This is a genomic window from Pseudobutyrivibrio sp. AR14, assembly GCF_900101325.1.
GTDB lineage: Bacteria > Bacillota > Clostridia > Lachnospirales > Lachnospiraceae > Pseudobutyrivibrio.
On record NZ_FMUY01000002.1, the window covers coordinates 1 to 14,879 of the forward strand.

The 14,879-nt window shown below is 40.7% G+C and carries 11 protein-coding genes; 10 read left to right on the top strand and 1 reads right to left on the bottom strand.

The annotated features are described in order from the left end of the window. Positions 1–220 precede the first annotated feature (220 nt). The 3 genes from BLP50_RS01775 to BLP50_RS01785 all read left to right on the top strand — a co-directional run bounded on the left by BLP50_RS01775 (position 221) and on the right by BLP50_RS01785 (position 6,384). Positions 221–2,581, top strand: coding sequence for a glycoside hydrolase family 3 C-terminal domain-containing protein (locus BLP50_RS01775; protein WP_090150055.1), 2,361 nt, complete (start codon positions 221–223; stop codon positions 2,579–2,581). 33 nt (positions 2,582–2,614) lie between these two features. After that, the gene (locus BLP50_RS01780; RefSeq protein WP_090150057.1) at positions 2,615–3,166 is read left to right on the top strand and encodes a GtrA family protein; all 552 of its coding nucleotides are present in this window, start codon (positions 2,615–2,617) and stop codon (positions 3,164–3,166) included. 284 nt (positions 3,167–3,450) lie between these two features. After that, positions 3,451–6,384, top strand: a complete 2,934-nt coding sequence (locus BLP50_RS01785; protein ID WP_090150060.1) for a glycoside hydrolase family 3 protein — start codon at positions 3,451–3,453, stop codon at positions 6,382–6,384. Positions 6,385–6,435: 51 nt separating this feature from the next. On the opposite strand, the gene BLP50_RS01790 is transcribed toward BLP50_RS01785, so the two are convergent. Next, positions 6,436–7,083 (bottom strand): hypothetical protein, encoded by a 648-nt coding sequence (locus BLP50_RS01790; RefSeq protein WP_090150063.1) that lies wholly within the window; start codon positions 7,081–7,083, stop codon positions 6,436–6,438. A 159-nt stretch (positions 7,084–7,242) separates the two neighbouring features. Between BLP50_RS01790 and BLP50_RS01795 the strand changes: the two genes are divergently transcribed. The 7 genes from BLP50_RS01795 (at position 7,243) to BLP50_RS01825 (ending at position 14,878) form a co-directional block, all read left to right on the top strand. Beyond that, on the top strand, positions 7,243–8,916 hold the full coding sequence (locus tag BLP50_RS01795) for a VanW family protein (protein WP_090150066.1): 1,674 nt from the start codon (positions 7,243–7,245) through the stop codon (positions 8,914–8,916). Between the two features lie 8 nt (positions 8,917–8,924). Further along, positions 8,925–9,917, top strand: a complete 993-nt coding sequence (locus BLP50_RS01800) for an AIR synthase family protein (RefSeq protein WP_176753654.1) — start codon at positions 8,925–8,927, stop codon at positions 9,915–9,917. A 95-nt stretch (positions 9,918–10,012) separates the two neighbouring features. Further along, on the top strand, positions 10,013–10,495 hold the full coding sequence (locus BLP50_RS01805) for an Lrp/AsnC family transcriptional regulator (RefSeq protein WP_090150072.1): 483 nt from the start codon (positions 10,013–10,015) through the stop codon (positions 10,493–10,495). Further along, complete coding sequence (locus tag BLP50_RS01810) at positions 10,492–11,658, top strand: pyridoxal phosphate-dependent aminotransferase (RefSeq protein ID WP_090150075.1); 1,167 nt, start codon at positions 10,492–10,494, stop codon at positions 11,656–11,658. The genes BLP50_RS01805 and BLP50_RS01810 overlap by 4 nt, the downstream gene beginning before the upstream one ends. Positions 11,659–11,813: 155 nt before the next feature. Continuing rightward, complete coding sequence (gene trmL / locus BLP50_RS01815; RefSeq protein ID WP_090150079.1) at positions 11,814–12,311, top strand: tRNA (uridine(34)/cytosine(34)/5-carboxymethylaminomethyluridine(34)-2'-O)-methyltransferase TrmL; 498 nt, start codon at positions 11,814–11,816, stop codon at positions 12,309–12,311. A 9-nt stretch (positions 12,312–12,320) separates the two neighbouring features. Continuing rightward, on the top strand, positions 12,321–14,093 hold the full coding sequence (locus tag BLP50_RS01820) for an energy-coupling factor transporter ATPase (protein ID WP_090150082.1): 1,773 nt from the start codon (positions 12,321–12,323) through the stop codon (positions 14,091–14,093). Next, positions 14,078–14,878 (top strand): energy-coupling factor transporter transmembrane component T family protein, encoded by an 801-nt coding sequence (locus tag BLP50_RS01825; protein ID WP_090150085.1) that lies wholly within the window; start codon positions 14,078–14,080, stop codon positions 14,876–14,878. Before BLP50_RS01820 ends, BLP50_RS01825 begins: the two co-directional genes overlap by 16 nt. Position 14,879: the final 1 nt, after the last annotated feature.

A 14,879-nucleotide genomic window follows, 5' to 3' on the forward strand; every position in this document is an offset into this window, starting at 1 on the left:
CACTGATTCCAGTTTATAAATATTTAAAGATCATTCTCTTACATGCAAGCATGACGAGAATTAATCTTTAAATATTTATAACTGTGAATAGTAACATTTTATATTGCAAGTTATCCTTGATTTTTTACAAGTTGTCCTTCGGGGCAACTTTTTTTTTACCTCCGTGATAAATTATTCTCAAGCTTATGTTTAATATGTATGGAGCTAACGGAGGAATTAAATGGACGCAAAAGAAATAATTGCACAGCTTTCTTTGGTTGAGAAGGCTGCTCTATTAAGCGGAAAAAATGAATGGGAAACCCGAGATATCCCACGACTTAATATCCAGTCAATTTCTTTTTCTGATGGACCTCATGGTTTGAGACGTCAGGAAGGAGCGGGAGATCATCTAGGTCTAAATGCTTCACTTCCAGCAACATGTTTTCCAACAGCTGCAACAGTTGCCAATAGCTGGGATGAAAAACTTGGCGAAGAAATTGGTGAAGCCCTTGGAGAAGAGGCATTAGCTCAAAATGTAGATGTGCTTTTGGGGCCAGGACTTAATATGAAGCGTTCACCTCTTTGCGGTAGAAACTTCGAGTATTTTTCTGAAGATCCAATTTTGGCAGGAAAAATGGCTGCATCTTATGTTAGAGGAATTCAGAGCAAGCATGTGTATTCTTGCCCAAAGCATTTTGCAGTTAACTCAAGAGAGTATCGCCGAATGGCAATGAATGCTGTTGTGGACGAGAGAACACTTAGAGAGATTTACCTTACAGCTTTTGAAATAGCAATAAAAGAAGGTGGGGCAAAGACAATCATGTCAGCCTACAACGAGGTAAACGGAAAATACGCCAATGAAAACGAGCATCTTCTAGTAGACATTCTGAGAAATGAATGGGGATTTGATGGCCTTGTTGTAACAGACTGGGGCGCAAGCAATGACCATGTGGCAGGTGTTAAATGTCAGTCAAATGTAGAGATGCCAAATCCAGGACTTGATTCTGCAAGAGAAATTATAAAGGCAGCTACTGAGGGTGAGGGCAGAATCACAGAAGAGGAGATTGATAGAGCGATTCTTCCTATTATCGAGGCAGCTATTTACTTTAAAGAAAATGATCATAATAAGGGATTTGATAAAGAAGCTCATCATGCTATAGCAAAGAAAGCGGCAGTGAATTCTGCAGTGCTTTTAAAGAATGATGAAGATATTCTTCCGCTTAAGGCGGGAACAAAGGTCTGTTTGAGGGGACCATTTGTGGATAAGCCTCGTTACCAGGGATCAGGTAGTTCACAAGTTAATTCAACAAAGGTTGAGACAATCGCAGAGGAAATTAAAAAGTATGACCTTGTGATTGAAGATAATCCAGAAGCAGCGGACGTAGTACTTTTCTTCTTTGGACTTGATGAAATCGCTGAAAGCGAAGGAGCAGACAGAATGTCTATTGATGTTCCTGAATATCAAATCAAAGAGCTGGAGAACCTTACAGTATTTAATAAGCATATTGTAGGCGTAATGAGTGCAGGTTCTTCTGTGAAGATGCCATGGCTTGATAATCTTCAAGCATTGCTCCATGGATACCTTACAGGTCAGGCAGGTGCATCAGCCCTCCTTGACATTATTACAGGAAAGGAAATTCCTACAGGTAAATTGTCAGAGTCATATCCATTTGCCTACACTGATTGCTCAATCGTAAATTATGCAGATACAGAAAAGAGAAATCTTCAGTATCGCGAAGGACCATTTATTGGATATCGCTATTACGATACAGCTGACGTAGCAGTTCAGTTCCCATTTGGTTATGGACTTAGCTATACAACATTTGCCTACAGCAATTTAACAGTAACTGACAGTGGAGTGAAATTTAAGATAACAAACACTGGAAGCCGTGATGGTGCAGAGATTGCACAGTTATATGTAGGTAAAAAAGATACCGGTCTTATTCGTCCAAAGAAAGAGCTTAAGGGATTTAAGAAGGTATGGATTAATGCAGGAGAGTCTGCAGAGGTAGAAATTCCATTTGACGACAAGACATTCCGCTATTTCTCAACTGTTTCTAACAAGTGGGAGATTGAGGCAGGAGAGTATCAAATCTACGTTGGAGCAAATGTAGCTGATATTAAGCTCTCTGGAGAGATTTCAAAGGAAGGTACTATCGCAGAATTACCATATAACATAGATGATTTGCCAAGCTACAAGAGTGGCAAGGTAAGAAATGTTCACTATGAGGAATTTGAAAAGCTTTATGCTAGACCACTCCCAGAGGAAAAGGTAGGTTCACTTGATATTAATGATGCTCTTTGTCAGATGAAGGATGCCAAAAGCGGTCTTTGTCGTTTGGTTTACAAGATATTAAAGAACAATCTTGATAAATCTTATGAAAAGGGTATTCCAGATTTAAATACTATGTTTATTTACAACATGCCATTTAGAGCTATGAGTAAGATGACAGCCGGCGCAGTATCCCGAGATATGGCCGAAAGCATAGTAACTATCGCTAACGGACATTTCTTTAGAGGCCTAGGCGGTGTCATTGGTGGATTCTTCAAGAATCGCCGTGCTAATAAAAAATACGAAGCACATCTTAATCATGTGGAATAACTATCGTAAATACGGATTAGTGAAGGAGTAGAAATGAGATTTTGGAAGGATTTTGTAGAGAAACATCCTGCTATTGCTAAGTGGGTTCGAGAAGGTGGCTTGTTTGTAATTGTTAGTAATTTGATTACAGTTTTCAAGTATTTGCTTCTCACATTTTTACCTGCAGCATTTGCGTTTATGGGTGACAGGTCATTTGGATGGCCGGGAATACCTCTTACAATCGCAGGAGAGTCATTCCAGTGGAACATATTAGGCTACGACCAAGCCCATGGCGGATTGGCATATTTTACAGCTTATATGATTGCAATGGTTATCGGAGAATGTATTAATTTCCCAATTCAGAAATTATTCGTTTTCCGCAATCATGACAAGCCAGGCAAGCAGATAGCATGGTATGTTGTTGCATTTATTATTATCACTTGCATCGTAAACTCAATTAATTGTATCTGGGTTGCTGTTGCAGGAAAATTCGTTGCTCCATTTGTATACAACATCGGAACAACAGTACTAAACGGAGGCGTTTCAATGATAGTCTTCTTCTTCGTGAACAAGATTATTTTCCCAGAAACACCAAAGAATGAATAACTTTATGTAACTATCGATATTCCGTCAGTTACGCAGACAATCCTTAGTATTTCTCCGCTCATCTAACACGATTCGCTTGAGAAATCTAAGAGATTGTCCACTACTGACTGGTGTATATAAGACTGTTGCTTATCAAATATAGATGAGTCGGTAGACATCAAGCTCTTAAGTCACTGGAGACTGACGTTTAGTCATCGGAAGAGACTTTCAAGGCTTGTAGCCGTAACCGACGGAATGTAGAGCTGATAAAGCATAAGTCGCGGATTAGAGGAAGGAGAAGAGAGATGTTAGGTATCAATCCTGAGGACGTGAAGGCGGTCCTCCAACAGATTCAGCCACAGCTTATTATTTTAGGCGTGGTACTTGCACTTGCGATTATTATTACAATCGCAGTAATAAAGGTGAAAAAGCCACTGCGTGGGCTCATTAGAAAGGGTTCATGGATTGCTTTTGCACTTACACTTGTACTTGTTGTTTCAAACATTTTGCTTTCGCCACTTTACTCAATGGTAAACATGGCAATGGGCGGTGGAAAGATTTCAGGCAAGTCAATTGATGAAGCTCAGGCTTTATGTACAGAAATTGCAGAAGAGGGTATTGTTCTTTTAAAGAATGAAGAAAGTGCTCTTCCTCTTGCAGAAGGAACAAAGGTTAATGTATTTGGATGGTCATCAACTAATCCTATTTACGGTGGAACAGGTTCAGGTGCTCTTTCAGCAGCATATGAGACAATTGATTTCCTTACAGGATTAAAGGATGCAGGTATTGAGTATAATCAGGACCTTGTAGATTTCTACACAGGTTGGAGAGATACAAGACCAACAGTAGGCATGATGGGACAGGATTGGACAGTTCCAGAACCACAGCTTTCAGAGTATGGCAGTCTTATTACAGATGCTAAGGATTTCTCTGATACAGCTATTTTCTTCATCGCACGTTCAGGCGGTGAAGGCGCAGATCTTCCAATGTCTTACGATGGTGAGGATACATTCCATGATGATGGTTCAGGAATGTTTGGTGTTACTGGTGTGCGTTATTCTGAGTACAAGGACGATTTGGATCCTTCTAAATCATATCTTGAGCTTACAAACAGAGAGCAGGCACTTCTTGATGAAGTAACATCTAATTTTGATAAGGTAATTGTAGTTGTTAACTCAGCTAATGCTATGGAGCTTGGCTTTGTAAATGACTATTCACAGATTAAGTCAGTAGTATATTGCCCAGGAACAGGTCAGACTGGTTTCGATGGACTTGGCGAAATCCTTGCAGGCCAGGTTAACCCTTCTGGTAAGACAGCTGATACTTTTGTAGCAGACTTGCTTGCAACACCAACAATTAACAACTTTGGTGATTTTGATTACACAAACATGTCTGAGTTTGGATATGAGAATATGTTCGCAGAAGGCGGCATGTCTTATCCAACATTTGTAAACTATGTAGAAGGTATCTATGTTGGATACAGATTCTATGAGACAGCTTATGCAGAAGCACAGGCTGGCAATATGGAATTTGATTATGATTCACAGGTTGTATATCCATTTGGTTATGGATTATCATACACAACATTTAACCAGGAAATGGGAGCTATCTCAAACGATGGCAAGACAGTTTCATTTGATGTAACTGTAACTAATACAGGTGATGTGGCTGGTAAGGATGTAGTTCAGGTTTACTTCAATCCTCCATACACAAATGGTGGAATTGAAAAGTCTGCAGCAAATCTTATTACATTTGAGAAGACAGGTGTAATTGAGCCAGGCGCTTCAGAGACAGTAAATGTTTCATTTGCAGTAGAAGATATGGCATCATACGATGCTGATGGCGAAGGTTGCTATGTACTTGATGCTGGCGACTATGAGATTTCAATTAATGCAGATTCTCATCACAAGATTGCTACAGATAATGTAAATGTAGCTTCAAAGGTAGTTTATGACGAGTCTAACAAGCGTGAGTCTGATCAGGTAGTTGCTACAAATCAGTTTGATTTTGCAAAGGGTGAGAACTTCACATACCTTTCAAGAGCAGATGGATTCGCAAACTATGATGAGGCAACAGCAGCTCCTACATCATTTGAGATGGGAGATGAGCTTAAGGCTACATATTTCAACGAGACAAATTATGACCCAACAGATTACAACAACGATTCTGATGTAATGCCTACAACAGGTGCTAACAACGGAATTAAGTTGGCAGAGCTTCGTGGTCTTGACTATGATGATGCTAAGTGGGATGAGCTTCTTGACGAGCTTACAGTTGCTGATATGAACACACTTATCGCACTTGGTGGTTATGAGACATCAGCAGTTGATTCAATTGGCAAGGTTATGACATATGACTGCGATGGTCCAGCTTCAATCAACAATAACTTTACAGGCCAGGGTTCTATCGGATTCCCTGCAGCAGTTATGATTGCTTGCACATGGAACAAGGAATTAGCATATTCATTTGGCGATTCAATCGGCCAGATGGCAAATGAGATGGACGTATCAGGATGGTATGCTCCAGCAACAAATACACACAGATCTGCATTTGCAGGACGTAACTTTGAGTACTACTCAGAGGATGGAGTTCTTGCAGGTTGGATGTGCGCTAGCGCTGTAAATGGTGCAAGAGAGCACGGTGTATATTCATACGTTAAGCACTTTGCAACAAATGACCAGGAGACAAACCGTACAGGATTCTTATGTACATGGCTCAATGAGCAGTCACTCCGTGAGGTTTACTTAAAGTCATTTGAGATTACATTTAAGAACTCTAACCCAGCTGCAACAATGGTAGCATTTAATAACATTGGTACTATTCCAGCTGAGGCTTGCTCACCACTTCTTAACACAGTACTTCGTGATGAGTGGGGATTCAGAGGTCTTGCAGAGACAGATTACTTTGGTGGATATGGATATCAGGATTCTGACAGAATGATTAGAAATGGTTGCGACCTTATGCTTGCAACATATGAGACTCCACAGTCTACAGTAACTGATCAGACTTCAGCTACTTCAGTAATCGCTATGAGACAGGCTTCTAAGAACATTCTTTACACAGTTGTAAACAGCCGTGCTTATGAGAATGAAGTAATCTCTGGCAAGCCAACATGGGTTAAGATTGTATACGCAGTAGACGTAGTATTAATTGCACTTCTTGCATTCCTTTGCTTCAAGGCAATTAAGAAGTATCTTAAGCTTAAAAAAGAAGTTGAACCTCAGGTAGAAGAGGCATAACAAGTAAAATAATAGGGACGGCCAATTGGTCGTCCCTTTTCTTATATAATATTATAATTTCATATCTACAGCCTGCTGATCCTCATCTGAGATAATAGTTCTAGTAGATTCGATTTTTGAAAGAATAGAATTTTTAAGAAGAAGCTTACTTTGCTCAACTTGTCTTTTTAATAATTCTAGCTTTTCATGCATTCCTTTTTGCTCGTAGCAGTGGGCCAGAAGCGTGTAGCTTTCACTAATATCAGTGCCTACACCTACTGCAAATTCAAGAACTGTGATTACGTCATCAACTCGTTCTGCCTCCATAAGAGCATGGGCGTAACTGTTCAGAAGAACGCATACTCTGTCGAAATCGTCACCGATTTGAGACATGGTCTGAAAATTAGGAACACCATAAGTAAGTTTCAAATCTGTATTGGTCACACCGATAAGGTTTAACAGCTTGTGGGTAGACAATTCTTGTAATTCTTTTTCGATTTCAATTACTTTTTCATCATTGCTAAAATTTAATGGAAATTTTTCCATTGGAATGGTAATATATCTTAGATTTGATATATCTTTTGCAGGGGTTACATTGGCCTGGCGCTCTTTAGCCCAAAAGTCATGTTCTTCCTGTTTTTGCTTGGTATCAAGCTTTCTCAAGCGAAATGCCAGCCATACTAAAAAGATTAAGAAAAAAGGTAAAATTGGGAAGCCCATGGTTTCTCCTTTGCTGAATGTGAGGTATTATAATGAAGCGTACAAAAAAACAGCAGATGTTTGCGGGTGTAGTATTAGTGATTGTAGTTATTTGCATGTTATTTACTACTGTTGCCGCTGCATTACTATAATATATTATACTAGATTATAGAGGTTGTTATGAAAAAAATAAAAGTATTTTTTACAATTTTATTGTGTATAAGTAATTTTACCTTATTTATGGGTACACCTTCTACTGTTTATGCAGCGGAAGCTTCAGATGAGGAGCTGTTAAATGATGAAGCAGAGGCTGTAGCGGAAGAGGAAGGAGAGCCTGATACACGCATCATTCCTAAGGGCGTTACAATCGGAGGAATGGATGTGGCAGGACTTACAGTTGATGAGGCCAACGGTGTTATTGACGATTACTACTCTAAGTATGATTCAGTTAAATTTACTCTTAATGCCAATGAGCAGAATTTCACAGCGACAGGTGCAGATCTTTGCATCGGACCTAAGGATCCAGAGGTTACTGTAAAGGCTGCTACATATGGTTCATACGGAAACTGTGCAGAGCGTTTTAAGGCATCTAAGGACATGGAAGAGGGACGTACTAAGGATTTTGCTCTTTCTACAGGTGCCAACAAGACAGGTCTTATTACATATTTGAATGCAGCTTCAGAGCAGGTTAACGATGAGGCTAGCGATGATTATCTTACTAGAGAAAATGGTGAGTTCGTTTTCCATGAGGGTACATCAGGTGTTGTAGTTCAAATCGAAGAATCTGCTGACGTTCTTGTTGATTATATTGAGAACAAGTGGGATGGCAATGATGCCACAGTAGATCTTGTTACAGAGGTTAAGGAACCTAGAGGCAGCAAGGAAGAGCTTGCAGAGATTAAAGATTGCCTTGGCTCATTTAGCACAGACTATAGCTCATCATCTGCTAACAGAAAGCAAAATGTTGCCAATGGTGTTAGCTTTATAGATGGCACTATTTTATATCCAGGGGATGAATTTTCAGTGCTTAATGCTATCACACCATTTACAGCAGAAAATGGTTACCAGCTTGCTGGTTCATATGAAAATGGTACTACAGTAGAGACATACGGTGGCGGTATTTGCCAGGTATCTACTACATTCTACGGTGCAGTCAGAGAGGCAGAGCTTGAGGTTGTTACTAGAAATTGTCACTCTATGATTGTTACTTATGTTCCTGCATCTCAGGATGCTGCTATTTCAGAGTCTGGTGGCAAGGACTTCCAGATTCGCAACAATAAGAGTTATCCTATCTATATTGAGGGATACTGCGATGGCGGTCACGCTTACTTCAACATCTACGGCAAGGAAGAGGACGACCCAGGACACGAGGTTAAGTACGAGACAGAGATTACAGCTGTCAATGTACAAAACACAACATGGGTTGCAGATGCAGCAAGACCTCTTGGTCAGATGGCTACTACAGTAGGTGGTCATACAGGCGTTACAGCCAAATTATGGAAGATAGTATACGAGAACGGTCAGGAAGTTAGCCGTACTGTATATAACAACAGCAAATACAATCCATCCAACAGAACTGTTGTGGTAGGTATTGCATCGGAAGATCCTAATCTTTCAGCGGCCATGCTACAGGCAGTTTCTACACAGGATCCAAATACAATTGCGGCGGCTATTGCAACATACGCACCAGGAGTTTCTAATTCTACTCCATTTGTGATTACACCTAAGTATCAGGTTACAAATCCAGGCAATAGCAATTCTCAGCCTGCTGCGCCAGCAGAGCCTGCGCAAGCACCTGCAGAGACAACAGTTCCAGACACAACAACAGTAGACACACAAAATGCACCTATATAGGAAATAAAATGGAAATCGGAAAATTACCAGAGAGCGTATTAAAGCGTTCGGTTATTAAACAACTTCATGTGACACGCCCAGAGGTCACCAGTGGACCTAATGTAGGCGAAGACTGCGCTACAGTGGCGCTAGGTCCTGATGAGGAGATGGTTTTATCTACAGACCCAATTACTGGTACAGCTTCAGATATTGGAGAGCTGGCAGTTACAATTTCTGTAAATGATTTGGCCAGTGCAGGGGCAGAGCCTGTGGGTATACTTCTTACAGTTCTTCTCACTCCTCGCATGCGTGAGGCCAAGTTAAAAGGGATTATGGAGCAGGTAGATGCTGCCTGCAGAAGATACAATGTCCAGGTAATAGGCGGACATACAGAGGTTACAGAGGCGGTTAATCAGCCACTTATTTCGGTTACAGCAGTTGGCAAGGTGAAAAAAGGCCAGATGATTTCTACTGGCGGCGCCAAGCCAGATATGGACCTAGTCCTTACAAAGTGGATTGGTCTTGAGGGCACATCTATTATTGCTAAGGACCATGAGAAGGAGCTTTTGACCAGACTTCCTCAATCATTAATCGATACAGCAAAATCATTTGACCAGTACCTTAGTGTTTTACCTGAGAGCAGGATTGCAGTGGAGCATGGCGTTGCTGCAATGCATGATGTGACAGAGGGCGGTATCTTTGGAGCCCTTTGGGAGATGGGTGAAGCATCAGGTGTTGGAATTGATGTTGACCTAAAGAATATTCCTGTTAAGCAGGAGACAATAGAGGTATGTGAGTTCTTTGGAATTAATCCTTATGAGCTTATTTCTTCTGGAGCCATGCTCATTGCCACAGAAGATGGCAACGGTTTGGTTAGAAAATTAGCGGACGCGGGGGTAGCATCCGCCATTATCGGGAAGTCCAACTCTTCGAATGATAGACGTATCATTAATGGTGAAGAAGTTCGATTCCTCGAGCCTCCGAAAACTGATGCGCTTTACAATGTTACTGTTAATAAATAATAAAGAGTCTGTAGCTAATACGCTTTTAATCTCTTATGTTATATAGCAAAGAGATTTGAGGCCTATAAAGTGTAACAGACAGATTGGGGCATATTATGAGAGAAAAAATATTAAGTTACATAGAACACAATAGTAGAATCGACCTTGAGGATTTGGCAATGATGCTTGGCACAGAGCAGGCTATGATTGTTAATGAGCTTGAGGCTATGGAAAATGAGCATATAATTTGTGGTTATCCTACACTTATCAATTGGGACAAGGCTTCTGTTGAAAAGGTGTCAGCACTTATCGAGGTGCGTGTTACACCTCAAAGAGGCATGGGATTTGATAAGGTGGCAGAGCGCATTTACAACTACCCAGAGGTAGATGCAGTATATTTGATTTCAGGAAGCTATGATTTCATGGTTTCTATTGAGGGACATACACTTAGAGAGGTTGCTGATTTTGTATCAGCTAAGCTTTCTCCACTTGATTCAGTGCTTTCCACACAGACTAACTTCGTTTTGAAGAAGTACAAGGATCACGGCATAATTATGGCAGAAAAGCATGTTGATGAGAGGGAGAAGGTGAGCTTATGAGAAACCCTCTAAATAAAACAATTACAGAAATTAAACCATCAGGAATTCGTAAGTTTTTTGACATTGTAGCTGAAATGCCAGAGGCTATTTCACTTGGTGTTGGCGAGCCTGATTTTGATACACCATGGAAGGTTAGAGACGAGGCTATCTATTCTCTTGAGAGAGGCCGTACATTCTATACTTCAAACTCTGGTTTAAAGGAACTTAGAATAGAAATCGCAGAATTTCTCAAGCGTCACTATGGTCTTGAGTATGACCCACTTACAGAGATGCTTATGACAGTAGGTGGTTCTGAGGGTATCGATGTGGCACTTCGTGCAATGCTTGATCCAGGTGATGAGGTACTTATTCCGCAGCCATCTTATGTTTCTTATGAGCCATGTACAATTCTTGCTGGAGGTGTTCCAGTGGCTATCAATCTCAAGGAGGAAAATGAATTCCGCCTTAAGCCAGAGGAATTAGAGGCAGCTATTACCGACAAGACTAAGATACTTATCATGCCATTTCCTAACAACCCAACAGGTGCAGTTATGGAGAAGGCAGATCTTGAGCCAATCGTTGAGCTTGTTAAGAAATACGATTTATTTGTTCTCACTGATGAAATCTACGGGGAGCTTACATACACAGGAAGCGGTCATGTATCTATTGCCAGCTTCCCAGGCATGAAAGAGCGCACTATTTACATCAATGGCTTCTCTAAGAGTCATGCTATGACAGGATGGAGACTTGGTTATGTTTGCGCACCACATGTGATTATTCAGCAGATGACTAAGATTCACCAGTTTGCTATTATGTGTGCTCCTACAACTAGCCAGTATGCAGCAGTTACAGCTATCCGTGACTGCGATGAGGATGTGGCTAACATGAGAGAGGAGTACAATGACAGACGTCGTTACCTTCTTAATCGCTTTAAGAAGATGAATGTTAAATGCTTTGAGCCTTACGGTGCATTCTACATTTTCCCTTCAATTGCAGAGTTTGGTATGAGCTCTGAGGAGTTCTGTACACGCCTCTTAAAAGAAAAGGAAGTGGCAGTAGTTCCTGGTACAGCTTTTGGTGAATCTGGTGAGGGCAATGTACGTATATCTTACGCATATTCACTTGAGAACCTTAAAAAAGCCATGGACCGCATCGAAGAATTCATCAACGAACTACGTGGCTAAGGGTTGTGTACAAAATCCTACGTTCACAATCATTAGATATGAAATAATAGAAAGAGTAGCTGGTAGTTCACAATCTCTGAGGTCTCCGGAGAATGACATGTAGTCATCGGAGGAGGCTCTCAGGATTGTGAATGTAACCAGCGTAGGTTTCCAAAATGCTTAATATAGTTTTGCATGAGCCTGAGATTCCTGCGAATACGGGGAATATCGGCCGCACATGCTGTGCCACAGGCACAAGACTTCATTTGATAGAGCCACTTGGTTTTGTCCTTACAGACAAGACTGTAAAGCGTGCTGGAATGGATTATTGGGACAAGCTTGAGGTGTTCCGCTATGATGACTGGGATGACTTCAAGGCTAAGAATCCTGATGCCAAGGTCTACATGGCCACCACAAAGGCTAAAAAGACACACACCCAGGTGAATTATGAGCCAGACTGCTACATAATGTTTGGCAAGGAGAGCGCAGGTATTCCTGAGGAAATCCTTGTAGACAATGAGGAGAATTGTGTTCGTATTCCAATGGGACATGATATTAGATCTCTTAATTTATCCAATTCGGTAGCAGTAATTTTGTATGAGGCTCTGAGACAAAACGACTTCCTCGGCCTTGAGACTGAGGGTAATTTACATAGACTCAACTGGAAGGAATAGTGGGTACCAATGTCAATTATTCGAGCAAAAGAATTAGTTCATGAATATATTAGACGTGATGAAGAGGGCAATGTTGAAGCAATTCAGGTTGCCCTTGATCACGTTAATCTTAATGTAGAGCCAGGTCAGTTTATTTCCATTTTAGGACATAATGGTTCTGGTAAGTCTACTTTCGCTAAGCATATTAATGCGCTTCTTACACCTTCAGAGGGCACACTTTATGTAGATGGCATGAATGTGTCTGATGATGAGTACACATTTGCAGTTCGTCAGACTGCAGGTATGGTTTTCCAGAATCCAGACAATCAGATAATTGCATCTGTAGTAGATGAGGACGTTGCTTTCGGTCCTGAGAACATCGGCGTACCTACTGAACAGATTATTACAAGAGTCGAGAAGGCTCTTAAGATGGTGGGAATGTACAAATACAAGAGTCATTCTCCAAACAAGCTATCAGGCGGTCAAAAGCAGCGTGTAGCTATTGCTGGTGTTATGGCAATGGAGCCAAAGTGTATTATTTTGGATGAGCCAACAGCCATGCTTGACCCAGATGGTAGAGCAGATGTGCTTCAGGCTGTTCATACCCTCAATAAGGAAAAGGGCATTACAGTTATCCTTATTACCCATTACATGGAGGAGGTTGTAGACTCTGATTATGTTTTTGTAATGGAAAAGGGTAAGGTTTTCATGGAGGGCAAGCCTCGTGAAATCTTTAAGGATGTTGATTTGCTTAAGCAGCACAGCCTTGATGTACCACAGGTTACACTGCTTGCACATGAGCTTAGAAAAGCAGGAGTGAACCTTCCTGAATGTGTACTTACTAGAAAAGAATTGCTTGAGGCTTTAAAAGAAAACTATGGCCATCTAATCAGAACTCAGTTAGGAGGAAAGTTAGATTTTCCAGAGAGCCATAAAAAGCAGAATAATCCAGCAGACAATGTGATGATTTTAGATCATGTATCATATAAATACAGCCCAGGAACCAGCTATGAGGTCACAGCCCTAGATGACGTTAGCCTTAATATAAAAGAGGGTGAGTTCATCGGCATTATCGGTCATACTGGCTCTGGCAAGTCCACTCTTGTTCAGCATTTGAATGGACTTATTAAATCTACAGAGGGTTCTATTTATTATCGTGGTCAGGATATCTACGACAAGGATTACGATATTAGAGATCTTCGTACACAGGTAGGTATGGTATTCCAGTATCCTGAACATCAGCTTTTTGAGACTACAGTCTTCAAGGATGTTCAGTTTGGTCCTAAGAATCAGGGCCTTGATGAGAAGGAACAGATTAAAAGAGCCTATGAGGCTCTTGGCTTAGTAGGTCTTCCAGAGGAATTTTATCTGGCATCGCCATTTGAGCTTTCTGGTGGACAAAAGAGACGTGCTGCTATTGCAGGGGTTATTGCAATGAAGCCAGCAGTTCTTATTTTGGATGAGCCAACAGCAGGTCTTGATCCAAAGGGTAGAGATGATATTTTAGGACTCATTTCAGATATGCATGAAAAGCGAGGAGATACAGTTATTTTAGTATCGCATTCCATGGAAGATGTGGCCAATTATGTAGATAGAATCATAGTAATGGACGGTGGCAAGCCGGTATATGATGGCACACCAAAGGAAGTATTTGCTCACTATAAAGAGCTTGAAAAGATAGGCCTTGCAGCGCCACAGGTTACTTATGTGATGAATGATTTAAAGGCTGCAGGTTTTGATGTAAAGACAGACGCCACTACAGTAGAAGAGGCAAAGGAAGAGATTTTATGTTGCGTGAAATAACATTAGGACAATATTATCCAGCAGATTCAGTTCTTCACTCACTTGATCCTAGAGTGAAGCTGTTTTCTACGCTTGTTTTTATAATTACTCTGTTTGCTGCTAACAATGTGGTGTTATTTGCAATTGTTCTTGTGACTTTATTTGGAATTATCCGCATGAGCCATGTACCATTTTCATTTATGGTTAAGGGTCTTAAGTCTATCGTCATGCTTTTGATTATCGCTGGTCTTTTTAACCTATTTTTGACACCGGGAAGGACCTTAGTTTCATTTTGGATTTTTTCTATTTCTGATGTAGGTCTTAAGAATGCAGTATTAATGACTAGTCGTATGATTATTTTAATTATTGGTACATCCATTCTTACACTTACAACAACACCTAATCAGCTGACAGACGGTTTGGAGAAATCGCTTGGATTCCTTAAGAAGGTAGGTGTTCCTGTCCATGAGATTTCTATGATGATGTCTATTGCCCTTAGATTTATTCCTATTTTGATTGAGGAGACAGATAAAATCATGAAGGCACAGATGGCTAGAGGTGCTGACTTTGAAACAGGTGGACTTATTAAAAAGGCCAAGAACATGGTGCCACTTTTAGTACCACTTTTTGTATCAGCTTTTCGTCGTGCCAATGATTTGTCTTACGCTATGGAGGCAAGATGCTATAATGGTGGTGAAGGCAGAACCAAAATGAAGCCACTTAAGTACAGCTCACTTGATCAGAGAGCTTATATTTGTATTGCAGCTTACACCATAGGATTTTTTGTTGTAAAAGGAATTTTGTAGA